Origin of the sequence: Streptomyces sp. C36 (assembly GCF_040932295.1) — a bacterium.
GTDB lineage: Bacteria > Actinomycetota > Actinomycetes > Streptomycetales > Streptomycetaceae > Streptomyces > Streptomyces triculaminicus.
Genome location: NZ_JBFQGI010000001.1, coordinates 318,958 through 343,067 on the forward strand (window position 1 = coordinate 318,958; position 24,110 = coordinate 343,067).

20 protein-coding genes are annotated in these 24,110 nt (G+C 74.8%); 13 read left to right on the forward strand and 7 right to left on the reverse strand.

The window, feature by feature from the left end; genetic code table 11:
* The first annotated feature begins 60 nt into the window (after window positions 1-60).
* A complete protein-coding gene (locus AB4K12_RS01365; RefSeq protein ID WP_368432357.1) occupies window positions 61-585 on the forward strand; it encodes a DM13 domain-containing protein in 525 nt (174 codons plus the stop codon).
* A 20-nt stretch (window positions 586-605) separates the two neighbouring features.
* Here AB4K12_RS01365 and AB4K12_RS01370 read toward each other — a convergent pair whose 3' ends face one another.
* Window positions 606-1,160 carry a hypothetical protein gene (locus tag AB4K12_RS01370; protein ID WP_368432358.1) on the reverse strand — a complete coding sequence of 185 codons (555 nt, stop codon included), beginning with the start codon at window positions 1,158-1,160 and terminating at the stop codon, window positions 606-608.
* A gap of 231 nt (window positions 1,161-1,391) precedes the next feature.
* Between AB4K12_RS01370 and AB4K12_RS01375 the strand changes: the two genes are divergently transcribed.
* Window positions 1,392-1,769 carry an RNA-binding S4 domain-containing protein gene (locus AB4K12_RS01375; RefSeq protein WP_368432359.1) on the forward strand — a complete coding sequence of 126 codons (378 nt, stop codon included), beginning with the start codon at window positions 1,392-1,394 and terminating at the stop codon, window positions 1,767-1,769.
* Here the strand turns inward: AB4K12_RS01375 and AB4K12_RS01380 are convergent.
* Both AB4K12_RS01380 and AB4K12_RS01385 read right to left on the reverse strand, forming a co-directional pair.
* Window positions 1,755-2,468, reverse strand: a complete 714-nt coding sequence (locus tag AB4K12_RS01380) for a sirohydrochlorin chelatase (protein WP_368432360.1) — start codon at window positions 2,466-2,468, stop codon at window positions 1,755-1,757. The genes AB4K12_RS01375 and AB4K12_RS01380 overlap by 15 nt on opposite strands.
* The gene (locus AB4K12_RS01385; protein ID WP_368432361.1) at window positions 2,465-3,616 is read right to left on the reverse strand and encodes a uroporphyrinogen-III synthase; all 1,152 of its coding nucleotides are present in this window, start codon (window positions 3,614-3,616) and stop codon (window positions 2,465-2,467) included. Before AB4K12_RS01385 ends, AB4K12_RS01380 begins: the two co-directional genes overlap by 4 nt.
* A gap of 191 nt (window positions 3,617-3,807) precedes the next feature.
* On the opposite strand from AB4K12_RS01385, the gene AB4K12_RS01390 reads away from it, so the two are divergent.
* The 6 genes from AB4K12_RS01390 (at window position 3,808) to AB4K12_RS01415 (ending at window position 12,889) form a co-directional block, all read left to right on the forward strand.
* On the forward strand, window positions 3,808-5,976 hold the full coding sequence (locus tag AB4K12_RS01390; protein WP_368432362.1) for a molybdopterin oxidoreductase family protein: 2,169 nt from the start codon (window positions 3,808-3,810) through the stop codon (window positions 5,974-5,976).
* Window positions 5,973-7,226, forward strand: coding sequence for an NAD(P)/FAD-dependent oxidoreductase (locus AB4K12_RS01395; protein ID WP_368432363.1), 1,254 nt, complete (start codon window positions 5,973-5,975; stop codon window positions 7,224-7,226). The genes AB4K12_RS01390 and AB4K12_RS01395 overlap by 4 nt, the downstream gene beginning before the upstream one ends.
* Window positions 7,227-7,264: 38 nt before the next feature.
* Window positions 7,265-9,766, forward strand: coding sequence for a nitrite reductase large subunit NirB (nirB, locus tag AB4K12_RS01400; RefSeq protein ID WP_368433121.1), 2,502 nt, complete (start codon window positions 7,265-7,267; stop codon window positions 9,764-9,766).
* Entirely contained in the window at window positions 9,763-10,209 is a 447-nt protein-coding gene (gene nirD, locus AB4K12_RS01405; RefSeq protein ID WP_368432364.1) for a nitrite reductase small subunit NirD, read from the forward strand. Before nirB ends, nirD begins: the two co-directional genes overlap by 4 nt.
* 9 nt (window positions 10,210-10,218) lie before the next feature.
* Window positions 10,219-11,607, forward strand: a complete 1,389-nt coding sequence (locus AB4K12_RS01410) for a nitrate/nitrite transporter (RefSeq protein WP_368432365.1) — start codon at window positions 10,219-10,221, stop codon at window positions 11,605-11,607.
* 190 nt (window positions 11,608-11,797) lie between these two features.
* Entirely contained in the window at window positions 11,798-12,889 is a 1,092-nt protein-coding gene (locus AB4K12_RS01415) for a hypothetical protein (protein WP_368432366.1), read from the forward strand.
* A gap of 119 nt (window positions 12,890-13,008) precedes the next feature.
* Here AB4K12_RS01415 and AB4K12_RS01420 read toward each other — a convergent pair whose 3' ends face one another.
* On the reverse strand, window positions 13,009-14,757 hold the full coding sequence (locus AB4K12_RS01420) for a M4 family metallopeptidase (RefSeq protein ID WP_368433122.1): 1,749 nt from the start codon (window positions 14,755-14,757) through the stop codon (window positions 13,009-13,011).
* A gap of 402 nt (window positions 14,758-15,159) precedes the next feature.
* On the reverse strand, window positions 15,160-15,582 hold the full coding sequence (locus tag AB4K12_RS01425) for a gamma-glutamylcyclotransferase family protein (protein ID WP_368432367.1): 423 nt from the start codon (window positions 15,580-15,582) through the stop codon (window positions 15,160-15,162).
* A gap of 64 nt (window positions 15,583-15,646) precedes the next feature.
* On the opposite strand from AB4K12_RS01425, the gene AB4K12_RS01430 reads away from it, so the two are divergent.
* Genes AB4K12_RS01430 through AB4K12_RS01440 form a run of 3 tightly spaced genes read left to right on the forward strand, consistent with a single transcriptional unit; the run spans window position 15,647 to window position 19,704 of the window.
* Window positions 15,647-18,031 (forward strand): FHA domain-containing protein, encoded by a 2,385-nt coding sequence (locus AB4K12_RS01430; protein WP_368432368.1) that lies wholly within the window; start codon window positions 15,647-15,649, stop codon window positions 18,029-18,031.
* A 9-nt stretch (window positions 18,032-18,040) separates the two neighbouring features.
* A complete protein-coding gene (locus tag AB4K12_RS01435) occupies window positions 18,041-18,691 on the forward strand; it encodes a hypothetical protein (RefSeq protein ID WP_368432369.1) in 651 nt (216 codons plus the stop codon).
* Window positions 18,691-19,704 (forward strand): serine/threonine-protein kinase, encoded by a 1,014-nt coding sequence (locus AB4K12_RS01440; RefSeq protein ID WP_368432370.1) that lies wholly within the window; start codon window positions 18,691-18,693, stop codon window positions 19,702-19,704. Before AB4K12_RS01435 ends, AB4K12_RS01440 begins: the two co-directional genes overlap by 1 nt.
* A gap of 45 nt (window positions 19,705-19,749) precedes the next feature.
* Here the strand turns inward: AB4K12_RS01440 and AB4K12_RS01445 are convergent, their stop codons facing one another.
* Entirely contained in the window at window positions 19,750-21,051 is a 1,302-nt protein-coding gene (locus AB4K12_RS01445) for a streptophobe family protein (protein ID WP_368432371.1), read from the reverse strand.
* Between the two features lie 181 nt (window positions 21,052-21,232).
* On the opposite strand from AB4K12_RS01445, the gene AB4K12_RS01450 reads away from it, so the two are divergent.
* Entirely contained in the window at window positions 21,233-22,423 is a 1,191-nt protein-coding gene (locus tag AB4K12_RS01450; protein WP_368432372.1) for a DUF6777 domain-containing protein, read from the forward strand.
* Between the two features lie 8 nt (window positions 22,424-22,431).
* On the forward strand, window positions 22,432-23,166 hold the full coding sequence (locus tag AB4K12_RS01455; protein WP_368432373.1) for a DUF998 domain-containing protein: 735 nt from the start codon (window positions 22,432-22,434) through the stop codon (window positions 23,164-23,166).
* A gap of 22 nt (window positions 23,167-23,188) precedes the next feature.
* Here the strand turns inward: AB4K12_RS01455 and pqqC are convergent, their stop codons facing one another.
* Window positions 23,189-23,953, reverse strand: a complete 765-nt coding sequence (gene pqqC / locus AB4K12_RS01460; protein WP_368432374.1) for a pyrroloquinoline-quinone synthase PqqC — start codon at window positions 23,951-23,953, stop codon at window positions 23,189-23,191.
* Window positions 23,954-24,110 lie beyond the last annotated feature (157 nt).

Genomic DNA, 24,110 nt, shown 5'->3' on the forward strand with positions numbered 1-24,110 from the left:
CTTTTTCCGCCGTATCGACGTTCGTACCGGATGAGAGCGCGAAGGTTTAGGGAGACGGACATGGGGCGCGTACGACGGCTGCTGACCAGGCCCATCGTCATGGGGATCGTGGGTGTCCTCGTGGTGGCGGTGGGGCTTGGCGTCTATTGGTTCCAGCCATGGAAACTGTGGGTGGACGAGACGGTGAGGGAATCGGTGCCCGTGGCGACCGGCGCGCCGGGCGACGGGGCCGCCCGGACGCTGGCGAGCGGTGAGCTGATCAGCCACGAGCACACCACCCACGGCACGGTGCGCGTGCTGCGGCTGCCGGACGGCACCCGCACCGTGCGTCTGGAGAACCTCGACACCAGCAACGGCCCGGAGCTGAAGGTCCTGCTGTCCGACGCGCCGGTCAAGGAGGGCCGGGCCGGCTGGCACGTCTTCGACGACGGCGCCCATGTCAGCCTCGGTGCGCTCAAGGGCAACAAGGGCGATCAGAACTACACCGTGCCCGCCGACGTCGACCTCGGTCGCTACCGGAGCGTGAGCATCTGGTGCGACCGCTTCGACGTCTCCTTCGGGGCGGCGGCCCTGACCCGTCCCTGACCCGTCCGTAAGGGTGCGCCCTACGCTCCGGTGACCTCGGTCGTCGCGGCGACGGGGGCGGTGCCGGAGACCGTGCAGGCGACGGTCACGCCGAAGACGTGGACGGCGGCCTCGCCGGGGGTGAAGGTCGCCGTACCCGCGGTGTCGAGCTGGGCGGAGGCCGTGCCGCCGGTGAGCGTCACCGTGGAACCGCTGGGTATGGAGGCGGGGTTGGTGAAGCCGGTGGCCGTCACGCTGCCGGACGCCGCGCCGCCGAGCTCGAGGGTCAGCTCTCCCGTGACGCTGTGCGCGGGCACGTTCAGCGGCACTCTGAGCTCCGTGGTGACCTCCAGCGCGAGCTCGGCCGTGCCGCCCTGCGGCACGCTCGCCGGGGCGGTCACGGTGACCCGCAGGGACTGCACGCCGTCGGGTGCGCCGGGGCCGGTGCAGGTGTAACCGACGGAGACGGGGTCGGCCGAGGCGGAGGGTGCGCCGAGGCCGACGCCGGCGGCGGCGAGGGCGGTGACGAAGGCGGCGCTCGCCAGCGTCCGCCTGCGGCGCCGGGGGATCGAGGGGGTGGAGGGGGTGGTGTTCATCGCCGTGCTCCCTTCCGTCCGGGACCGGGCCCTGTGGGCCGGCCGGCCGGGTGCGAGGAGGTGGGGGTCTGATGTGAACACGACATGAGTGGCATGGGGTGTCGAAGAAGTCAACACACGCCCGGGGCGCGGCCGTCGGCGCCCGGCGGTAACCGGCCACGGTGGCGGCAGCGACGAGGGGACCACCGGCGGCCGGGCGGGCCCGCGACCTGCCTGTCGTAGAGTGCGGGCATGGATACCGACGAGGGGACGCCGGTACGGATCGACGCCTGGATCTGGTCCGTGCGGCTCACCAAAACCCGCTCGCTGGCCGCCGCGGCCTGCAAGGCCGGCCATGTGCGCCTCAACGGCGACCGGGCCAAGCCCGCCCAGACGGTCAAGCCGGGGGACGAGGTGCGGCTGCGGCACGAGGGCCGCGAGCGGATCGTGGTCGTCAGGAGGCTCGTCCGCAAGCGGGTCGGACCGCCCGTCGCCGTCGAGTGCTTCGTCGACAACTCCCCGCCGCCCCCGCCGCGCGAGGCCGTGGCGCCGGCCGGTGTGCGCGACCGCGGCGCCGGGCGGCCGACCAAGCGCGAGCGGCGCGATATGGAGCAGCTACGCGGCCGCTGAGAGCGGCGGAGCGGCCCGGTCGTAGCGCCGCAGCACCAGCCGTGCCACCGCCTCGTGCGCGCCCAGCGGCTCGGAGACGACCGAGCCGCCCGCGCGGGCCGCGTGGCGCGCGAAGAAGCCGGGGCCCAGCAGGTAACGGGCCACCGCCACCTGCCGGTGGCCCCCCGCGCGCAGCGCGGACACCGCCTCGGCGGGCGTGGGCGAGCCGCCGCACAGATAGGCGGCGACCGCCGGGCGCCCCAGCCGGGCCGAGAGCAGGCCGGCCATCGACTCGGTCGCGGCGTTCGCCGCCGGTTCCGTGGAGCCCGCCGCGGCCAGCACCACGGGCCCGCCGCCCCCGCGCGGCTCCGCCTCGGCCAGCCGCCCCGCCAGCGCCTCGGCCAGCAGCGGGTCCGGCCCCAGCGCGGGGGCCACCCGGGCGCGCACCCGGGGAGCGGCGGCCAGGGCACGGGGGATGTCGACCCGTACGTGATAGCCGTCCCCCAGCAGCAGCGGAACGACCACGACCGTGCCGCTCAGGCCCGCCAGGGCCTCGGCGAGGGAGGGCCGCGCGACGTCCACGCAGCCCAGGCGGACCGGCAGCCCCGGCCGCAGCGCCGCCACCCGCGCCAGCAGAGCACCGATCGCGGCCATGCCCGCCGGGTCGCGGGTGCCGTGCGCCACGGCCAGCAGGGGCGGGGCCGCGCCCGGGGCGGTCACGGCGCGACCGCCAGCCGGTAGCCGCGCTTGGTCACCGTTCCCACCAGGTGCCCGTACGGGCCCAGGGCGGTGCGCAGCCGGGCCACGGCCGCCTCCACCGCGTGCTCGTCCGGCTGCCGGGCCACCGGCCCCTGCCACACCCTGCGCAGCAGCTCCGCGCGGCTGAGCACCGCACCCGGCCGCTCGGCCAGGGCCCGCAGGACCGCCGCCGGCAGCGGCGGCAGCCACAGCGTCGTACCGCCCGCCAGGACGGCCGTGCCCTGCAGCACCAGGGGACCGGCCTCGGTGGCCACCTCGCGCCGGTGAAGGGCGGTCAGTTCCCGTACGAGGGTGCGCACGAGCGCGCCCAGCCGGCCCCGTTCGGGCCATACGCAGGGAACGCCCTCGCGCATCAGCGGGCGGGCGCAGATCGGGCCGATGCACACCGGCAGGACGTCGTGGCGCAGCGCCTCGACGACCTCGGCCCGGCGGCCGGCCGCGTCGGCCGCGGCCAGGAACGCCTCGATGGCCGGCGCGCTGGTGAAGGGCAGGGCGTGGATCTCCCGGCGCGCGGTCTGCTCGACGAGCCGGCGCAGCGCCTCCGGGTCCTCGGGCGGCCCCCAGCGGTAGACCGGCACGGTGATGACGTCGGCGCCGCGCTCGCGCAGGGCGGCGGTGAACTCCGGCAGCGCCGCCCCGTGTTCCTGCACCGCGATCCGCCGCCCCCGCAGGTCGCGCTCCAACAGCCAGGCCAGGACGTCGTCCAGGGCCTCCGACTCCGGCGCGTACGCCTCGCGCAGCCCGCAGGCGCGCAGCGCGCCCGCGGCCTTGGGGCCCCGGCTGACCAGCACCGCCTCCCGGCAGGCCGCGACCAGGCGGGCGCCCGTGCCCCAGCCCTCGGCCGCGCTCATCCAGCCCCGCCAGCCCACCCCGGTCGTGGCCACCACGTAGTCGAGCCCGCCGGACAGGCACGCCTCGGTCGCCTCGTGGAGCAGGGCGTCGTCGGACAGGGGCACGATGCGCAGGGCGGGCGCGCCGACGACGGTGGCGCCCCGGCGGCCCAGCAGCGCGGTGAGCTCGTCGCGCCGCCGGTCCGCGGTGACGCCCACGGTGAAACCGACCAGTGGCCCCTCGGGCGGCGGCGGGCCACCGGGTAGTGCTGTCGTCATGCGCCGAGCGTGGCCGACGGTCGTTAAGGGGCCGTTGCGCGCGCATGACAGGGACGTTAGTGCGACGCCCGCTTCTCTACGCGCGTGTGTCGTGCCGCGCACATCACCACGTCAGCAGGGTGCGGGGCATGTGCGCCCACGGCAATACGTCCGTCGCACCGGCGTAACGCGGCAGGGCGAGGCTTCGTGGCATGACGGCAGCTCCCCCGCCCACCGACACCCACTGCCCGTACTGCTCGCTGCAGTGCGGCATGCGCCTGCGCCTCCTCGAGCGGCCCGCCCCGGGCGCCCCCGCCGTGGCGGTCGAGGAGCGCCCCGGCTTTCCCGTCAACCGGGGGGCGCTGTGCGGAAAAGGCGACAGCGCCGCCGAGGTCCTCGCCGACGCCGCCCGCCTGCACGCCCCGCTCGTGCGCGACCGCCGCACCGGCGCCCTGCGCGAGGCGACCTGGACCGAGGCCCTCGACCGCGCCGCCGGGGGGCTCGCCCGGGCCGCGCGGCGCTACGGGCGGGACGCGGTCGGCGTGTTCGGCGGCGGCGGCCTGACCAACGAGAAGGCCTACCTGCTCGGCAAGTTCGCGCGGGTCGCGCTGCGCACCGCCAACATCGACTACAACGGCCGCTTCTGCATGTCCTCCGCGGCCGCCGCCCAGCGCAGGGCGTTCGGCCTGGACCGGGGGCTGCCCTTCCCCCTCGCGGACGTCGCCCGCACCGGCTGCCTGATCCTGGTCGGCGGCAACCCTGCCGACACCATGCCGCCGGCCCTGCGGTACCTGCGCGAACAGCGGGAGTCCGGCGGGCACCTGATCGTCGTCGACCCCCGGCGCACCCGCACCGCCGACCTCGCCGACCTGCACCTGCGCCCCGCCCCCGGCACCGATCTCGCGCTCGCCCTGGGGCTGCTGCACCTCGTGATCGCCGAAGGGCACGTCGACGAGGCGTTCGTGGCGGAGCGCACCACCGGCTACGAGCGCGCCCGCACGGCGGCCATGGCGCACTGGCCCGAACGCGTCGAGGGCATCACCGGCGTCCCCGTGGCGCACATGCGCCGGGCCGTGGAGCTGTTCTGCGGCGCCTCCTCCGGCATGGTGCTGACCGCGCGCGGCGGCGAACAGCACAGCAAGGGCGTCGACACCGTCGGCGCCTGGATCGACCTGTGCCTGGCCACCGGCCGGGCCGGCCGCCCGTACAGCGGCTACGGCTGCCTGACCGGGCAGGGCAACGGCCAGGGCGGCCGCGAACACGGCCAGAAGGCCGACCAGCTGCCCGGCTACCGCTCGATCGACGACCCCGCGGCCCGGGCCCACGTCGCCGGCGTCTGGGGCGTGGACCCGGACGCCCTGCCGGGCCCGGGGCGCTCGGCGTACGAACTCCTCGACACCGCGGGCACCGACGACGGAATACGGGCCCTGCTCCTCATGGGCTCCAACCCGGTCGTCTCCGCCCCCCACGCCACCCACGTCACCGAACGGCTGCGGGCCCTGGACCACCTCGTGGTGTGCGACGTCGTGCTGTCCGAGACCGCCCGGCTCGCCGACGTCGTCCTGCCCTCGGCGCAGTGGGCCGAGGAAGAGGGGACCATGACCAACCTCGAGGGCCGGGTGATCCTGCGCCGCGCGGCCCTGACCCGGCCCGAGGGCGTCCGCACCGACCTGGAGATCCTGCACGGCCTCGCCGAACGGCTCGGCGTCGCGAAGGGCTTCCCCATCGCCGCGGAGGAGGTCTTCGCCGAGCTCCGCCGGGCCTCGGCCGGAGGCCAGGCCGACTACTCCGGCATCACCTACCGGCGCATCGCGGCGGAGGACGGCGTCTTCTGGCCCTGCCCCGACCCCGGCGAGGGGCGGCCCGCCCACCCCGGCACGCCCCGGCTGTTCGCGGACCGCTTCGCCACCGACGACGGCCGGGCCCGCTTCGCCGCCGTCTCGCACCGGCCGGCGGCCGAGGAACCCGACCCCCGCTATCCGCTGCGCCTGACCACCGGCCGCGTGCTCGCCCAGTACCAGAGCGGCGCCCAGACCCGCCGTACCCCCGCCCTCAACCGGGCCGCGCCCGGCCCCTTCGTCGAACTCCACCCGCGCCTCGCGGACCGGCTCGGCGTCGCCGACGGCGACCTGCTGACCGTCACCAGCCGGCGCGGGCACACCGTCGCACCGGCCCGGGTGACCGCCGGCATCCGGCCCGACACGGTCTTCATGCCCTTCCACTGGCCCGGCGCCGGCAGCGCCAACAACCTCACCAACCCCGCCCTCGACCCCGTCTCGCGCATGCCCGAGTTCAAGGCGTGCGCCGTACGGGTGGAGAAGGCGCCCGTCGAGCCCATCGGGACCACCGAGCCCGCCGACGCCGCCGGGCGGGCGTCATGACGCCCCGCCGGATCGCCGTCGCCGGGGCGGGCATGGCCGCCGCCCGCTTCGCCCACCAGGCGCTGAGCCTCGCCGGACCCGGCGAGCTGGAGATCACGCTCTACGGCCGCGAGCCGCACGCCCCGTACAACCGCGCCCTGCTCACCGGCGTGCTCGCCGGCCGCTACGGCCCCGCCGCACCGGGCCTGCCCACCGGCGGCGCCGTCGTGCGCGCGGGCACCGAGGTGACGGCCCTGGACCCGGCCGCCCGCACGCTGCGGACGGCCACCGGCGAGACGGCCCGCTACGACGCGCTCGTCCTGGCCACCGGCGCCGCGCCGCTGCCCCCGCCCGCACCCGCGGCGCCCGTAGCGGACCGGCGGGAGACGAACGGCCGGCCGGCGGAGCGGCACACGCCGCGCCGCGGCGTCCACGTGCTGCGCTCCCTCGCCGACGCCGCGCGCCTGACCGAGGACGTACCGCTCGCCCGCCGGGCCACCGTCGTCGGCGGCGGCGCCCTGGGCGTCGATGCGGCCCGCGTCCTGGCCGAGCGGGGACTGCCGGTGCGTCTGGTGCACCGGGCACCACATCTGATGAACCGCCATCTCGACGCCGGGGCGGCCGCCGTCGTACGCCGCGGCCTGGAGGCGGCGGGCGTCACCGTGACGACCGGCCACGAGGTCACCGCCCTGCTCGGCGGCCGGCGCGTCACCGGCCTGGCGTTCGCCGACGGCGGCCGGCACGCCACCGACCTGGTCGTGTTCGCCCAGGGCGTCCGCCCCCGCACCCGCCTCGCCCGGGCCGCGGGACTGACCGTGCGCGACGGCGTCGTCGTCGACGACACCCTGGCCACCTCCGCGCCCGGCGTGTACGCCATCGGCGACTGCGCCGAGCACCGCGGCGTGGTCCACGGCCGCGCCGAGGCCGCCTGGGCCCAGGCCGACGTCCTGGCCGCCCGGCTGTCCGGCGCCCGCCCCGACGCCCGCCACGCCGGCTCGCCGCGGTACCTGCGGCTGAGCGCGGGCGGCCTCCAGATCGCCGCGATCGGCGACTGCACCGGTGACGACGGCCCGCACACCGACTCCGTACACCTCGCCGACGCCACCCGCGGCACCTACAAGAAGCTCCTCCTGCGCGGCGACCGGCTCGTCGGCGCGGTCCTCGTCGGCGACCTCACGGGCGTCGCGGACCTCACCGCCGTCCACGAACGCGGCGAACCCCTGCCCCGCGACCCCCTGCACCTGCTCACCACGGAAGGAGCCCTTCAGTGACGGACACCCGACGACGGCTGGTGCTGATCGGCCACGGCATGGCCGGCCAGCGCCTGCTCGAGGCGCTCACCGACCGCGCCCCCGGCGCCTGGCGCATCACCGTCCTCGCCGAGGAACCCCGCCCCGCCTACGACCGGGTCCACCTCACCTCGTGGTTCTCCGGCACCACCGCCGAGGACCTCTCGCTGTGGCCCGCGGGCTTCGCCGACGAACACGGCATCGACCTGCGCCTGGGCGACCCCGCCACCGCCGTCGACCGCGTCGCGCGGACCGTCACCACCCGCTCGGGGGCCACCGTCGCGTACGACGCGCTGGTCCTGGCCACCGGCTCCCGGCCCTTCGTGCCGCCCGTGCCCGGCCACGACACCCCCGGCTGCTTCGTCTACCGCACGATCGAGGACCTCCAGGCCATCCGGGACCGCGCCGGCCACACCCGCGTGGGCGCCGTCGTCGGCGGCGGACTGCTCGGCCTGGAGGCGGCGGGCGCCCTGCGGGAGATGGGAATGGAGACCCACGTCGTCGAGTTCGCCCCCCGCCTGATGGCGGTCCAGGTCGACGACGGCGGCGGCGCCGCGCTGCGCCGCAGGATCGAGGAGCTGGGCGTCGTCGTCCACACCGGCGTGGGCGCACAGGGCGTCGGCTCCGGAGCCGACGGCACCGTCGACTCCCTGACGCTCTCCGACGGCCGGACGCTCGCCGCCGGCATGGTGGTCTTCTCCGCCGGCGTCCGCCCCCGCGACGAGCTCGCCCGCGCCTGCGGGCTGCCCGTGGGCGAGCGCGGCGGCATCGTCGTCGACGCCGCCTGCCGCACCGCCGACCCGCGCATCTGGGCCGTCGGCGAATGCGCGCAGGCCGCCGACGGCCGCGTCTACGGCCTCGTCGCCCCCGCCTACGCCATGGCCGAGGCCGCCGCACGGAGCATCACCGGCGGCGAGGGGTCCTTCACCGGAGCCGACCTCGCCACCAAGCTCAAGCTCCTCGGCGTCGACGTCGCCAGCTTCGGCGACGCCCACGGCACCGGCGACGGCGCCCTGGAGGTGCTCTACTCCAACACCCGCGAGGGCGTGTACAAGAAGCTGGTCGTCGCCCCCGACGGCCGGCTGCTCGGCGGCGTCCTCGTCGGCGACGCGGCCGCCTACGACCTGCTGCGCCCGCTCGCCGCCGCCGGCACCCCGCCCGCCACGCCCCCGGAGCAGCTCGTGCTGCCCACCCCGGAGGGCGGGCCCGCCGGCCCCGTGGCCCTGCCCGACGAGGCGGTCGTCTGCTCCTGCCACAACGTCTCCAAGGGCGCCGTGCGCGCCGCCGTGAGCGAGGGCGGCTGCGCGGACGTGGCCGCGGTGAAACGATGCACCAGGGCCGGCACCGGATGCGGCTCCTGCGTCAACATGCTCACCACCATCGTCCGCGACGAACTCGCCGCCGGCGGCACGCCGGTGAGCAGGGGGCTGTGCGAGCACTTCGCGCACACCAGGGCCGAGCTCTTCGAGATCGTACGGGTCAAGAACGTCACCACCTTCTCCCGCCTCATCGACGAGCACGGCACCGGCGGCGAGGGCTGCGACGTCTGCAAGCCGGTCGTCGGCTCCATCCTCGCCACCCTCAACCCCCGGCTCGGCAACTCCGTGCACATCCTCGACGGCGAGCAGGCCGCCCTGCAGGACACCAACGACCACTTCCTCGCCAACCTCCAGCGCAACGGCTCCTACTCCGTCGTCCCGCGCGTCCCGGGCGGCGAGATCACCCCCGAGGGCCTCATCACCATCGGCGAGATCGCCCGGGACTTCGGCCTCTACACCAAGATCACCGGCGGTCAGCGCATCGACCTGTTCGGCGCCACCGTCGACCAGCTGCCCCTGATCTGGCGCCGCCTCGTCGACGCCGGCTTCGAGTCCGGCCACGCCTACGGCAAGGCCCTGCGCACCGTGAAGTCCTGCGTCGGGCAGACCTGGTGCCGCTACGGCGTCCAGGACTCCGTGGCGCTCGCCATCGAACTGGAGCTGCGCTACCGGGGCCTGCGCTCCCCGCACAAGGTCAAGGCGGCCGTCAGCGGCTGCGCCCGCGAATGCGCCGAGGCGCGCAGCAAGGACTTCGGCGTCATCGCCACCTCCGCCGGCTGGAACCTCTACGTCGGCGGCAACGGCGGCATGACCCCCCGCCACGCCGACCTCCTGCTCACCGACGCCGACCACGCCACCCTCCTGCGCACCATCGACCGCTTCCTGATGTTCTACGTCCGCACCGCCGACCGCCTGGAGCGCACCGCCCCCTGGATCGAGCGCATGGACGGCGGGCTGGAGCACCTGCGGGCCGTCGTCGTCGACGACGCGCTCGGCATCTGCGACGAGCTCGACGCGCTCATGGCCCGGCACACCGAGACCTACGAGGACGAGTGGCGGGCCACCCTGGAGGACCCCGAACGGCTGCGCCGCTTCGTCTCCTTCGCCAACGCGCCCGGCACCCCCGACCCCACGGTGCGCTTCCTGCCCGAGCGCGGCCAGATCCGCCCGGCCCTCGAGCACGAGGCGGTGGCGGCCGGATGACCGGATCCCTCGTCGAGATCGAGATCGAGCCCGAGCCCGAGCCCGAGGCCGGCGGCCCCTGGCGGGCCGTGTGCGCCTACCACGACCTGCTGCCCGGACGCGGCACGGCCGTGCTCGTCGACGGCCAGCAGATCGCGCTGTTCCGCGACCGCGGGGGAGAGGTGTACGCGGTGGGCAACCGCGACCCCTTCAGCGGGGCCCATGTGATCTCCCGGGGCCTGCTCGGCAACCGGGGCGACACACCGGTGGTCGTCTCCCCGATGTACAAGCAGGCCTTCGACCTCAGGACGGGAGCCTGCCTGGACGAACCGGCCGAGCCCGGGGGCGAGCCGCCCGCGCTGCCCGTGTGGCGCGTCCGCCTCACACCGCCCGCGAGCGGGTGTGCGGGAGATGTTGCACCGCCGAACGGCGGCGCACACCGCCCGGAAACCGCCCCTTCCTAGCCTTGGAGAGTGACCACGAACCCCGCTCTCCCCACCCTCGGGACACCCCCGCCGCCGGCCACGGCGGCGCGGCCCCGCACCCGCCACCTCGACGACTGGCGCCCGGAGGACCCGGCCTTCTGGGAGGCCACCGGCGCCCGCACGGCACGCCGCAACCTCGTGTACTCCGTGCTGTGCGAGCACATCGGCTTCTCCGTGTGGAGCCTGTGGTCCGTCCTGGTGCTCTTCCTCGGACCTGAGTACGGCATCGACCCGGCCGGCAAGTTCACGCTCACCGCGGTGCCGACCCTGGTCGGCGCCGCGCTGCGGCTGCCCTACACCGTCGCGGTGACGATCTTCGGCGGCCGCACCTGGACGATCGTCAGCGCGCTCGCCCTGCTGATCCCCACCGGTCTGATCGCCTACGTCCTCGAGCCCGGGGTCTCCTACTCCACGCTCCTCGTCGTGGCGGCCGTCGCGGGACTGGGCGGCGGCAACTTCGCCTCGTCGATGGCCAACATCAACGCCTTCTACCCACAGCGCCTCAAGGGCCGCGCCCTCGGCGTCAACGCGGGCGGCGGCAACCTCGGCGTACCGGCCGTGCAGCTCCTCGGCCTGCTGGTCCTGGCCACCGCCGGCGCCGCCCACCCCCGGCTCGTACCGCTGGTCTACATCCCCCTGATCGTGCTGGCGGCGCTCGGCGCGGCCCTGCGCATGGACGACCTGCCCCGGGCCCGCCCGCACGGCCGGCCGCTGCGCGAGGTCTCCCGCGACCCGCACGCCTGGACGATGTCCCTGCTCTACATCGGCACGTTCGGCTCGTTCATCGGATTCGGGTTCGCGTTCGGGCAGGTGCTGCTGGTGCAGTTCCCCGCGGACTTCCCGACGCCGGTGCGGGCGGCGGCGCTGACGTTCCTCGGGCCGTTGCTGGGCTCGCTGGTGCGGCCCGTGGGCGGGATGCTGGCCGACCGCTGGGGCGGCGCCCGCGTCACCTTCTGGACGTTCATCGCCATGGCGGCGGGCGCGGGCCTGGTGCTGCTGGCGTCCCACGACGGCTCGCTGCCGCTGTTCCTGACGGGATTCGTGCTGCTGTTCCTGCTCAGCGGCCTCGGCAACGGCTCGACGTACAAGATGATCCCCGGCATCTACCGTGCCGCCGCCCGCCGCTGGACGGCCGCCGGCATGGACTCCCGGGCCGCCGAACAGCGCTCCCACCAGCGGGCGAACGCCCTGATGGGCCTCGCCGGGGCGGTCGGCGCACTCGGCGGCGTGCTGATCAACACCGCCTTCCGCGAGGCGTTCGGGCACAGCGGCACGGGCGAGACGGCCTACGCCGCCTTCCTCGCCTACTACGTCCTGTGCCTCGTCGTCACCCGGGCCGTCTACCTGCGCGGCGAGGGCGAGGCCGCGGCGGGCTGAAGCGGGCCTTACGGGGGTTGCCGGGGGCGGGGTCCGCCCCCGGCAACCCCTAACGGTTTGTCACCGTCCGCGGGTGCGGACGAAATTCGTGGGATTTCCGTTCCCGGTGGGGAACCATCAGCTGTGGAAGGCGCTCTCTGAGGCCAGAGGCGTACGGACGTACGGAACATCCCACGTGCAGGGGCGGTAAATGACGCGAAATGTCGGACAGCAGCGGTCGTCGGTGGCTCGTAAGGCCGCCGGGAGGACCGCGGCGGCGCTGGCGGCCGGGCTGGCGCTGGTCATGGGAGCGGCGGGAGCGGCCCACGCGGCCCCCGCCGACGGCGTGCGGGCGGAGACGGGCTGCGACACCTCCCCGGCGGCGGGCAGCGCCACGGCCGCCCGGACGGCCGCGCAGGAATCCGCCGAGGCGCCGGCGCCGGCCGCCACCGGCACCGCCGCGCAGAAGGTCTCCTACAGCGTGACCTCCCAGCTGCCCATCGGCCTGTGGTCGCCCTCGAGCGTCACCCTGCGCACCCCCGTCACCAAGGGCAAGGTCCGTCTCGACGTCACCAGCAAGGGCTTCAGCACCGACTCCCTGTCGGTGCAGCGCTTCGACCCGCGCACCAAGCGCTGGCTCGACCTGGACACCGCGCCGGGCGGCGGCAGCTGGCCGACCCGCGGCGTCTTCACCTTCCCCGTCACCGCCAAGGGCGCGAGCGCCGCGCACCCGCACACCGTCGCGCTGCGGCTGCAGGACCTCGACCGTCCCGGCACCCTGAGCGTCACCGCCTCCGTCGAGGACGGCCGCGGCCACACCTACCGCGCCCCCGCCCGCACGACCACCGCCACCCGCCCCCAGGTCACCGTCGGCGGCTGGAAGAACGGCACGGTGCTCGAGCGCGGCGGCGACGCCCGCGAGGTCACGGTCACGGTGAAGAACACCACCAACCGCGCCTACCCGTCCCTCGCCGCCTCCTACTTCGCCTACGGGGCCGGCGCGAGCCACGCCCTGACGCCCAAGGACCTGGTGCTGAGCCAGTACCGGACCGGCCAGGGCTGGGTCCGCGTCCCGCTGCTCGCGGGCGGCTGCGACCCGGGCATGAGCGCCCGGCTGCTGCCCGCCGTCAAGGGCCCCCTCGCCCCGGGTGCCGTGGCGGTCTACCGGCTGAAGGTGGCCGTCGCCGGCTCCGCCCCCCGCGACGTCACCACCGCCGACGCGGGTGTGACGGTCGCCAACGGCGACATGTCCTTCTTCTCGCAGGCGCTGCCGTTCACCGTCCGCGCGCCCAAGGCCGCGTAACCCGGCCGGGCGAGGACGGAACGACGAACACGACGAACACGACGAAAACTTCGAAAGCGTCAAAGAAGGGGCCCTCGGCCCGCGGCGGAAGCCGCGGCCCGAGGGCCCTTCGCGTGAGGTCAGTGCTTCGCCGCGGCCTTGGCCTTCGGCGTGTTGGCCTCGGTGACGTTCACCGCGGACCAGGCGGCGTTCACCGTCTTGTACTCGGTGCTGTCCTTGCCGTACATGTCCGCGGCGGCCTGCAGCGTGGCGACGCGGGCCTCGTGGAAGTCGGTCGTGGAGACCATGTACCGGGTCAGGGCGCGGTAGAAGATCTGCTGGGCCTTGTCCCGGCCGATGCCGGTGACGGTCGAGCCGTCGTGGGTGGGGGAGTCGTAGGAGACGCCGCCGATCGTCTTCGCGCCGCTGCCCTCGGCCAGCAGGTAGAAGGCGTGCGAGGAGACGCCGGAGCCGGCGTGGACCTCGCGGTCGTAGGAGCCCTCGTCCCAGTAGTCGACCGTGCCCTCGAGGACGTCGAGGGAGGGCTTGTCCATGCGGCGCAGGAACTTCTGCTCCAGGCCGAGCTTCTCGCCGAGCAGGTAGTTCGGCTTGTTGGCGGCGTTGCCGGTGGTGAACTCGACACCGACACCGAAGATGTCGGCGAGGGACTCGTTGAGGGAGCCGGCCTCGCCGAACTGGTTGTTGTTGGCGTCGACGCGCGTGGGCTGGAAGTCGGCCGTGGCCTCGATGACGCCGTGGCTGAGCTCGTGACCGGTGACGTCCAGGGCCACCAGCGGCTGCTTGAACGTTTCGCCGTCGCCGTCGCCGTAGAGCATGCAGGCGCACTCGGGGGACCAGAAGGCGTTGCCGACCTTGTCGCCGAAGTGCACGAGGGCGTGCGGGCCGGTGCCGTCGTTCTTGATGCCGTTGCGGCCGAACGTCTTCTTGTAGAAGTCGAACGTGCTGGTGATGCCGTACTGGGCGTCCACCGCCGCGCTCGCGGAGTCGCGGGCGGTGCCGTTGCCCCACTTGTTGTCGGCGTCCGTGAACGCCTTGCCGGCGCCGAAGGACCCGAGCTCCTTGCGGCCCGCGTCGCGGGTCTCGCCGTCGCCGCGGCTGGGGTCCTTGAGGGTGAAGGAGCTCTTCGCGGTCTGCGTGGTGAGCAGCGGCACATTGCCGGCGAAGATCGAGGCGCCGGTGCCGTTCGCGGGCGCCGGGAAGGCGCCGGCGGCCGGCTTGGCCACGCCGGACGTGGTGGGCTTGGCGGCGACGCGCGGGGCGGCCTGCTGGCCCTTCTGGCGCAGCGTGGACTTCAGCCGCGGCGAGATGAAGCCGTCGCTGAGCGGGGTGCTGCTGATGACCTTGCCGGAGGCCGCGTCGACGACGACGGCCTTGGCGACGCCGGTCTCGGCGTCGCCGCCCTTGACGGTCACCTGGTACGCCAGGACGGAGGATCCGCCGCGGGCGTCCACGACCAGCTCGGCCTTGCCGGCCGTGCCGCCCGCCGACTTGGCGGCCTTGGCCGCCGCCTCGTCGGCGCTGAGCTTCGGGGTGACGCTCGGCATGGCGACCTTGCGGCCGTTGGCCCGGGTCACGCCCAGGTACTGCTGCTTGGCGTCGAGGTGGACGACCATGTCGGAGCCGATCACGGTGACGCCGCGGTGGACCCGCTCGAAGCGGACGTGCCGCTTGCCCTCCGGGTCGACGAGGGTGTCCTTGACCTTCAGGGTGTCGTCCGCGCCGAGGCCGGTGTCCTTGGCGTTGGCGGCCGCCGCGGAGCGGGCCGCCTTGACGATCTCCGACTGCTTGGCGGCGCCGGCCGCGGACCGCGCGGAGGCGGCCGCGGGGTCCGAGGAGGCGCCGGGGGTGGCGATGGCCGTGCCGGCCATGGTCGCGGCGGCGACCACCGCGACACCGACGGCCACCAGACGTCTGCGGGACGAGGCCGATATGGAAGATGTGGGGGAATTACGCACTTTTCAGCGCCCTTTGCCATCAGGGCGGTTCGGGCATGCCCGACCGCGCTAGCGTGCGCGCGGTGCCGTCACCAGCGACACCACGGGGACCTGTGGTCCGTGAATGACTGTGCACGCATTGGCATGCTCATGAAAAGTGATAATAGGGTAAATGTCGAACAATTGACCAGTTGTTAACAAATGATCAACAGTCGGCGATCATGGGGTGACATCCCGTCGTCCCGGCGATGAAGAGGGGCCACGGGGTATGCGGGTTGCCGCGGTTGGCCGATCGCTCGTCATGTGAGACGACAAACAGGAGTCGATGAGGGCGAATCACCCCATCCAGTCGCCGCCCGGCACCCTCCGGCCCTCCGCCCGCAGTCGCCGCGCGAGCCGCTCCGCCGCGACGTAGACCCACCCGCGCACCGTGCCGCCGTCCTCCACCGTCACCTCGCACACCACGCGTTCGTAGAGATTGCGCGGGTCGCCCGGCCGGTGGCCCTCCAGCGCGTCGAGCGACGCCAGCACCTCGTCGTACACCGCCGGGGCCACGGTGATCAGCTCGCCCCGTACCTCGCCCGCCGCCCCCTCGACCGCGTAGGGGTAGCCCGGCCCCTCGTAGAGCACCGCGCCCGGCAGCCTCGCCGGCACCTCCGCCATCGTCCGGCCCCGCAGGAAACGGGCGTGATTGTGCCGCCCGGGGCGCAGCGTCCCGTAGACGAAGAAGGGCAGCCGCCCGTGAAACCCGCCGGTCACCGGCGCTCCCTTCCGCGCGGCCGCCGGAAGGCGGCCACGAGCCGTCGGCCGTACGATGAGGATTATGGGAGATCGGTCGGTCGCACCCTCCGCCCCCTCCGCCCCCGAACTCGTCGTCGAAGCCGATGGCGGCTCGCAGGTGATGAGTCCGAGCCGGATCTACCACGTGGGGCGCGACCCTTCGAGTGACATCGTGCTGCAGGACGCGCGCGTCTCGTGGCACCACGCGGTGCTGCGCGCGGTCGAGGACCACTGGACGCTCGAGGACACCGGCAGCACCAACGGCACCTACACCGAGGGCCACCGCATCCGGTCCCTGGAGGTGCATCCCGGCAGCGTCGTGCGCTTCGGGAACCCCGCGGACGGCCCCGCCGCCGTCGTCACCGGCGTCCGGCCGCACCCGGCGGACCGGCCCTCGTCCGTCTCGCATCCCTCCGCCACCGGGACCTTCCGGCAGCCCACGTCCGTACGGCCGCTGCCCGAGCGGACCGTACGCATCGGCCGCGGCACCGACAACGACCTCATCGTCGACGACCTCGTCGTCTCCCGGCGCCACGCCGAACTGCGCGCGCTGCCCGGCGGCGGCCACGAGATCGTCGACCTCGGCAGCCACAACGGCACCTACCTCAACGGCGTCCGCGTCCAGCGCAGCCCCCTCGGCCCCGGCGACATCGTCGGCATCGGCCACTCGGCCTTCTGCCTGGTCGGCGACCAACTGCAGGAGTTCGTCGACACCGGCGAGGTCTCCCTCGACGTCCAGGACCTCTCCGTCCACGTCGACGAGGGCCGCAAGACCCTGCTCGACGACGTCACCTTCCCCGTCGGCGCCCGGAGCCTGCTCGCCGTCGTGGGGCCCAGCGGCGCCGGCAAGTCCACCCTGCTCAACGCCCTCACCGGGCTCCGCCCGGCCGACCGCGGCACCGTGCTCTACGACGGGCGCGACCTGTACCGCGACTACGCCGAGCTGCGCGCCCGCATCGGACTCGTCCCGCAGGACGACATCCTGCACGCCCAGCTGACCGTGCGGCGCGCCCTGCGCTACGCCGCCGAGCTGCGCTTCCCGGGCGACACGGCCAAGGCCGAGCGGGACGCCCGCGTCGAGGAGGTCATCGCCGAACTCGGCCTCCAACAGCGCGCCGACCTGCCCATCCACAGCCTCTCCGGCGGCCAGCGCAAGCGCGTCAGCGTGGCGCTCGAGCTGCTGACGAAGCCGTCCCTGCTCTTCCTCGACGAGCCGACCTCCGGCCTCGACCCGGGCATGGACCGCTCCGTGATGACCATGCTGCGCGGCCTCGCCGACGACGGCCGCACCGTCATCGTCGTCACCCACAGCGTGCTCAGCCTCGACGTGTGCGACCGGCTGCTGGTCCTCGCCCCCGGCGGGCGCATCGCCTTCTACGGGCCGCCCGGGGACTCGCTGGGGTTCTTCGGCTTCGCCCAGTGGCCCGAGGCCTTCGAGGCGTTCGAGAACGACCGGGACCGCGACTGGGCCGGGCACTACCGCACCTCGCCCGAGCACCGCAGGTACATCGCCGCGGCCACCGACCAGCCCCGGCTGGGGGCGGCTGCCGCCGCCCCGGCCGCGGCCGAGGGACCGGCGAAGGCGCAGAGCTGGGGCAGTCAGCTGTGGACGCTGATGCGCCGGTACGTGATGGCGCTGAGCGCCGACCGGACCTTCCTCGTCATCATGATCGCGCTGCCGTTCCTGACCGGCGGCATGGCACGGCTGTCCGCGGGCACCAGGTTCGCCTCGGCGGACAAGGCCAACACCGTCATGCTCATCCTGTGCGTCGGCGGCGTGCTGACGGGCGCCGCCAACGCCGTGCGCGAGCTGGTCAAGGAACGTGTCATCTACCGGCGGGAGCGCGCCGTCGGCCTGTCCAGATCCGCCTATGTGATGTCGAAGATCGTCGTCCTGGGCGTGATCACGGTCGTGCAGGCGATCGTCCTGTCCCTGGTGGCGCTCGCCGGCGTGGACACCCGCGCCCCCGGCGGGCAGGGCGTGCTCATGCCGCCCCTGGTGGAGATGACGCTGGCCGAGGCCCTGCTGGCGTTCACCTCGATGATGCTGGGCCTCGTGGTGTCGGCACTGGTCCGCCGCGAAGAGGTCACCATGCCGCTGCTGGTGATGATCACCCTCGTCCAGGTCGTCTTCTGCGGAGGGATGATCGAACTCCACAACCGGCTGGTCCTGGAGCAACTGGCCTGGCTGGTCCCCGCCCGCTGGGCACTGGCGGCCATGAGCAGCACCATCGACGTCACCCACATCCCGCCCGAGCCCGGCACGCCCGCCCCGCCGCCCGGCGCCCAGGGCACCGACCCCCTCTTCGAACACTCCGTCGGCACCTGGATGCTGAGCATGAGCATGATGGTGGTGCTCTCCGTCGTCCTCGGCCTCCTGGTCGTGCGCCTGCTGCGCCGCCACGAGCCGGCCGTCATGCGGAAGTGAGGGCGGGGCATGAACGCCGTCCCCTCCCCCTACGACGCCGCCCCCGACGTCCCCGGATTCGAGCCGACCCATGTGGTGCCCAAGGACGGGCTGTCCACCTGGGCCGCCCCGGACGCGTCCGTGCCGACCGAGCCCATGGACCCGCTGCTGCCCGTCCGGCTGCTCACCCGGCGCGGCGACTGGGGACAGGTGCTCTGCTCGAACGGCTGGGCGGCATGGGTCGACGCCCGGCTGCTGATCGCGCTCCCCGAGAGCCCCCCGCCGGCGGGCGCGCCCATGGCGCGCACGGCCGACGCGCGCAGGCTGCTGGCCCGCGTCGAGGAGGCCCTGGGCCGCTACCGGGAGGCGGTGGAGGAGCTGGCGGCGGGCCGCATGGACGGGGAGACGTTCCAGCACACCACCCACGGCCTGCGCATCGGGGCGGTGATCGAGGGCGAGGCGGTCTGGCTCTACGACGCCGAGCACGACCGCTGGTGCTACTGCGACGGCACGACCATGACGACCTTCGCCGCGCCCGAGCCCGCGCCGTCGTCCCTCCCGCCCGAGCCCGCCGCGCCGTCCCTCCCGCCCGAGCCCGCCCCATCGTCTCTCCCGCCCGAACCCACGCGTCTGGACACCCCCGCCTCCGGCCCGCCGCCCACCCGGCTCGGTGACACCTGATGGCGGGCGAGGACGACCGCCGCGCCCACCCGGACGCCACGCTGGCCCCCGGCCCGTCCGGGCTGATCGGCCGGCAGCTCGCCGGCTACCGCGTCGAGAGCGAGATCGGACGCGGCGGCATGGCCGTCGTCTACCGCGCCACCGACCTGCGCCTGGGCCGCACCGTCGCCCTCAAGCTGCTGGCCCCCGAGCTCGCCCGCAACGACACCTTCCGCGACCGCTTCGCGCACGAGTCACGGGTGGCCGCCGCCATCGACCACCCGCACATCGTGCCGGTGTTCGAGGCCGGAGAGGTCGAGGGCGTGCTCTACATCGCCATGCGCTACGTCGCCGGGCTGGACCTGCGCGCCCTGCTGGACCGGGAGGGCCCGCTGCCGCTGCCCACCGCCGTGCGCATCGCCGGCCAGGTCGCCTCGGCCCTGGACGCCGCGCATGCGCACGACCTGGTCCACCGGGACGTCAAGCCGGGGAACATCCTGGTGGCCGAGGGCACCGACAGCGACCACCCCGAGCACGTCTACCTGACCGACTTCGGCCTGACGAAGAAGTCGCTGTCGCTGACCGGCTACACACGCGTCGGCCAGTTCGTCGGCACCCTGGACTACGTGGCGCCGGAGCAGATCTCCGGCAAGCCGGTGGACGGGCGCTGCGACGTCTACAGCCTGGCGTGCGTGGTGTTCGAGACCCTCACCGGGGCGCCGCCCTTCCAGCGCGACGACGACATGGCGTTGCTGTGGGCGCATCAGTACGATCCGCCGCCGCCGCTGTCCCAGCATGTGCGGGGGCTTCCGGCGCGGGTCGACGAGGTCCTCACGACGGCCCTGGCCAAGGCGCCGGACGACCGGTACGACAGCTGCCTGGAGTTCGTCACGGCCCTGCGGCTGGCCGGGCGTGAGAGCCCGGTCGCGCCGGAAGTGGTGCCGGACCATGCGCCCGGGCACTCGGCCACCCGGGTGGAGACCGCCGGTCCGCCGCCGGACCCGCCGAAGTGGGCGGCGCCGGTGTTCCCGTAGGCCGGCCCGGCTGTCGGGTAGGCCGGCCCGGCTGTCGGGCGGCGCTCACCCGCCGGGCGGCGCGCCCTCTCCCCGGCTTGCTCCCCGACGGAGCGCCCAGGACCCGGCCAGGCCGCCGATGAAGCCCGCCAACAGCCCCCACAGCAACCCGAATCCCACCAGCCGCAGCAGTCGCGCGTGCAGTGAGACCTCGCCGCCGAAGTCCCCGAGGTCGCCCAGGCCCAGCAGCGACAGGCCGAAGATCGCCGAGACCCGGGTGAGCAGACCGACGATCAGCAGGGTGACCGCCACCGCCACGGCCAGCCGTACGGCGAGCCGCCAGGGAGCGGTCCCCGCGGGCGAGCGCACGGCCAGCACGAAGCCGGCCGCCAGGAGCGCGAGCGCGGCCAGCAGCGCCAGCAGCCAGGCCCGCCCGTCGTAGGCGGACAGCGAGGAGAGGTCCACCGTGCCGCTCCCGCCGTCGGTCTCGCGCAGCACCGCCGCCAGCGGCTTGGGCACCGGCAGGCCGATGTCGCCCGGCACCCGGCCCTCCCAGGCGCCGCCCAGCCCGATGCCGAACGCCATCCAGGCGAGGTTGGGCAGCCCCAGCAGCAGCACGGCGAAGGTCTGGGCCGCGTGTCCCCGGGTGACGGCCGCGATCACTCCGGCGAGCAGACCCAGCACCACGTACGCCAGCAGCACCACCACCATCACGAAGGCCGCCGGCCGGACGGAGTCCTGGAACCGCAGCAGCCGCGAGGGCAGCGGGGTCTTCCGGGACGCGGCCAGGGCCACCGCCAGCAGCACCAGCAGCCACAGGAGTCCGTAGCCGAGCGTGGGGCCCACGGCGGCGCGGAAGCCGACGGTCGGCGTCGCGCCCAGCGCCTCACCCAGCTCGTCGAGGAACTCCTCGCCCACCTGGATCCGGAAGGTGTGCCGCGCCGCCAGCGCGATCAGCAGCAGCGCCAGCAGCCACAGCACGGCCGTACGGGCGACACGGGCCAGCAGCGCCCGCCCGCTCGTCACCGCGTGGTGCCGCATCGGCAGCAGGAAGAGGAACGCGAGGCCCAGCGCCCCGGCCAGCGTCACCGACAGCGGCACCACGGCCAGCCCGCCGCCCGTCCGCGCGATGAAGCCCGCGTCGCCCGAGAGTTCGACCGTGCCGCCGACGGCCGTGACCATCACCGCCGCGACGACGGCGGCGAACGCCCCGTCCGGCAGGTCGGCGGCGCCCGCCGCCCACAGCCCGAGGGCGGCGACCACGGCCATCGCGGCCACCCCGGCGGCGACCGTCGCCAGCGCCTGCGCCCAGGCGCGCAGCTCGGACGTGGCCCCCTGCGGGGCACGGGACGTCGGTGGCCGGCTCACACCGTCCAACGTAGACCGGACCGCGCCGGGGCACCCGTCCGCGCGGGCGCCCGGGGGAATCCCGGCCACGCACCGTGGGGCCGCCCCGCACGCCCGCTTGCGGGGCGCACTGGTTTGGGACACACAATGTGCGCAGGGGCGGCGAAAGGGAACAAAGAGCCTCCAGCGTAGGAGAAGGGCCGTGTCGTCCGAACCACCGTCAGGAAAACGCCCCACCGGCCCTCCGTCCGGCCCGCTGTCCGGGCGCGGATCGCAGCCGCCCGGCCCCTCCGAGGAACCGGAGGCCACCCGTCAGGACTGGCCGGCCCAGCCCTCCGGCCCGTCCGGCCCCCAGGAGCCCCCCGGGCCGCCGGCCCCGCCCTCGGACGGCCGCGGCACCCCGGCCGAGCGGCCCGGCGGCGGCGCGCCGTGGTGGCGGTCCAAGGCCGTGCTGGCGGCGGCGGTCGCCGTCGTGGTGATCGCCGCGGCGCTCACGGTCTTCCTCATGAGGCAGAGCGGAACGCCCGCCGGCGAGGTCTTCCTGCAGGCCGCGTCCGCCGACGGCCGTGATCCCTTCACCCACTCCTCCGCGAAGGGTTCCAGCGCCGCCGCGGCCGCCTCCCCCGCCCACCCCCAGGGCACGGGCAACGGCCCCCGCACCGTCCAGGGCTCCACGCCCGGTCTCTACGGCGGCACCCGCAACGTCGCCAGCTGCGACGTCGAGCGCCAGATCGGCTATCTGAACCAGGACCAGTCCAAGGCCCGCGCCTTCGCGGGCGCCGCGGGCATCGAGGCGGGCGGCCTGGCCACCTACCTGCGCGGCCTGACGCCCCTGCAGCTGCGCACCGACACCCGCGTCACCAACCACGGCTACAAGGACGGCTCCGTCACCAGCTTCCAGTCCGTCCTGCAGGCCGGTACGGCCGTGCTCGTCGACGACCGGGGCGTGCCCAGGGTACGTTGCGCGTGCGGCAACCCCCTGAAGCCGCCGGTCGCCGTGAAGGGCACGCCCAAGGCCAAGGGCGACACCTGGCCGGCCTACCGGCCGGAGGACGTGGTGGTGGTCGACCCGGCCGACTCCGTCATGGAGGTCATCGTGGTCTACGACCCCGAGACCCGGGAGTGGTTCGAGCGTCCGGTGGGCACCGACGGCGAGGAGGACCGCCCCATCTCCGCTCCCAAGGGCGGGATGACCACGCAACCGCCGCGCCCGGCCACCTCTCCCGGTGGCCAGCAGCCCCCACAGCCTCCGCAGCCGCCCAAGCCCCAGCAGCCCACGGCCCCCCACACCATGCCCCCCGCCACTCCGCACACGACGCCGCCGACCACCCCGGCGCCGCAGATGCCGCCCCCGCCGGCCTACGGGCCACCACCAACGCGGCCGAACGGGTAAGGAGCCCGATGCGCGATTCCTCCACCGTCGTCCGCGGGGCCGCCGCCGGCCGGCTCCACGGCCGGCCGGCGGCGGCCGTGCGCGGCGGCCGTGCCTCCCTGCTGCTGGCCACGGCGGCGGTGGTCTACAACGACTGGCTGCTGGAATTCCTCCTGCCCACCGGCCTGGACGCCCGGCACTCCTACGTCAGTGAGCTGTACGCCGTCGACCAGCGCTTCCACGTCCTCTTCGGCGGCATCGAGATCATCGCCGCCGTACTGGTGGTGACCGGCGCCCTGCTGGCCCGCGACCGCACGGCCGGCGGCCTGCCGTCGGCGGGCTGGTGGTCGCTGGTGGCCTTCGGGGCGTTCTCCGTGGCGGACGTCATCGTGCCCATGCGCTGCGCGCCGTCCATCGAGCGCGGCTGTGAGGCCGTCAACCCCTGGCACACGACCACCAGCGCGCTCGTCCACGCCGCGCTGTTCGCCTCGATGGCGCTGCTCGTCCTCGCGTCCGGCCCCGGCCCCTGCCCGCGCCCGCTCATCCGCCGCCGGGGCCCGTGGGTGCTGGCCGGGGCCCTGCTGTCGGCCCTGGCCACGGTCGGCCCGCTGTTCGGCCGGCCGGGCTGGCACGGGGTTCCCCAGCGGGCCCATCTGGTGCTGGTGGGCGTGTGGTTCCTGCTGCTGGCCGGGGCCCTGCGCAAGGCCCCGGAAACGGCGGACGCCCCCGTCGGCGCCCGCCGGGTGCCCGCCTCGGTCCGCTAGGTCCGCTAGTCCGCTAGGTCCGCTAGGGCGTGTCCTGGGGCGGACACGCTCCAGGCGGGGCGGAGTCCGTCCTGCCCGCGTGGTCGAGGGCGTCGAGCATGCTCCACAGCACGTCGCACTTGAACGTCAGGGCGGCGAGCGCGGCGTCCTGCAGCTGACGGGTCGTGCAGTACGACAGGACCAGGCCCAGGGCGTGCCGGGCGTCGTCGGTGACCGCCGCCGGGCGGGTGGTGAAGTAGTCGTGGCCGGAGGGGTCGACCCAGGGGTAGTGGGTGCGCAGCGCGGCGAGCCGGTCGCGCATCAGGCCGGGCGCGAACAGCTCGGTCAGGCAGGCGGCGACGGCCTCGATCCAGGGGCGCGTGCGGCAGAAGGTCACATAGGCGTCCGTGGCGAAGCGGACGCCGGGCAGGACGTGGCGTTCGTCCAGCACCTCGGCGCGGGTCAGGCCCGCGGCCTCGGCGAGGGCGAGCCACTGGGCGTTGCCGCCGTGCCCCTCGGCCGTGCCGTCCTGGTACGTGATGCGCTCGGTCCAGCGGCGGCGCACCTCGGGCACGGGACAGTTGGCGACGATGGCCGCGTCCTTCTGCGGCAGCAGCTTCTGGTAGTACCAGCGGTTGGCGATCCAGCGCCGCAGCTCCGGCCCGGTCAGACCCCCTTGGTGCAGCCGCAGGTGCACCGGGTGCCGGGACCAGTACTGATCGGCGTGGGCGTGCAGCGCGGTGGTGAACGCCGAGCGGGTCAGACACCCGTCGTGCCCGGCGTCCGCCGCCGGGCCGGGCGCCGTCACCACCGGGCGGCGAACGCGGTGACCTCGGCCGGGAGCGGGCCTGCCACGGCAGGAGCGGTCGTCAAGGACGTTCCCCTCTCTCGTCTCCCCGGCGCGGGCGGCACCGTGGCATCCACCGGGGCACGCGCGCCCCGCCGTCAAGGGTCCGTAATGCCGG

Coding starts and splice junctions, on each gene's coding strand:
- AB4K12_RS01365 (WP_368432357.1), top strand. CDS start 61: ATGGGGCGCGTACGACGGCTGCTGACCAGGCCCATCGTCATGGGGATC.
- AB4K12_RS01370 (WP_368432358.1), bottom strand. CDS start 1,160: ATGAACACCACCCCCTCCACCCCCTCGATCCCCCGGCGCCGCAGGCGG.
- AB4K12_RS01375 (WP_368432359.1), top strand. CDS start 1,392: ATGGATACCGACGAGGGGACGCCGGTACGGATCGACGCCTGGATCTGG.
- AB4K12_RS01385 (WP_368432361.1), bottom strand. CDS start 3,616: ATGACGACAGCACTACCCGGTGGCCCGCCGCCGCCCGAGGGGCCACTG.
- AB4K12_RS01390 (WP_368432362.1), top strand. CDS start 3,808: ATGACGGCAGCTCCCCCGCCCACCGACACCCACTGCCCGTACTGCTCG.
- AB4K12_RS01395 (WP_368432363.1), top strand. CDS start 5,973: ATGACGCCCCGCCGGATCGCCGTCGCCGGGGCGGGCATGGCCGCCGCC.
- nirB (WP_368433121.1), top strand. CDS start 7,265: ATGGCCGGCCAGCGCCTGCTCGAGGCGCTCACCGACCGCGCCCCCGGC.
- nirD (WP_368432364.1), top strand. CDS start 9,763: ATGACCGGATCCCTCGTCGAGATCGAGATCGAGCCCGAGCCCGAGCCC.
- AB4K12_RS01415 (WP_368432366.1), top strand. CDS start 11,798: ATGACGCGAAATGTCGGACAGCAGCGGTCGTCGGTGGCTCGTAAGGCC.
- AB4K12_RS01420 (WP_368433122.1), bottom strand. CDS start 14,757: ATGGCCGGCACGGCCATCGCCACCCCCGGCGCCTCCTCGGACCCCGCG.
- AB4K12_RS01430 (WP_368432368.1), top strand. CDS start 15,647: ATGGGAGATCGGTCGGTCGCACCCTCCGCCCCCTCCGCCCCCGAACTC.
- AB4K12_RS01435 (WP_368432369.1), top strand. CDS start 18,041: ATGAACGCCGTCCCCTCCCCCTACGACGCCGCCCCCGACGTCCCCGGA.
- AB4K12_RS01440 (WP_368432370.1), top strand. CDS start 18,691: ATGGCGGGCGAGGACGACCGCCGCGCCCACCCGGACGCCACGCTGGCC.
- AB4K12_RS01455 (WP_368432373.1), top strand. CDS start 22,432: ATGCGCGATTCCTCCACCGTCGTCCGCGGGGCCGCCGCCGGCCGGCTC.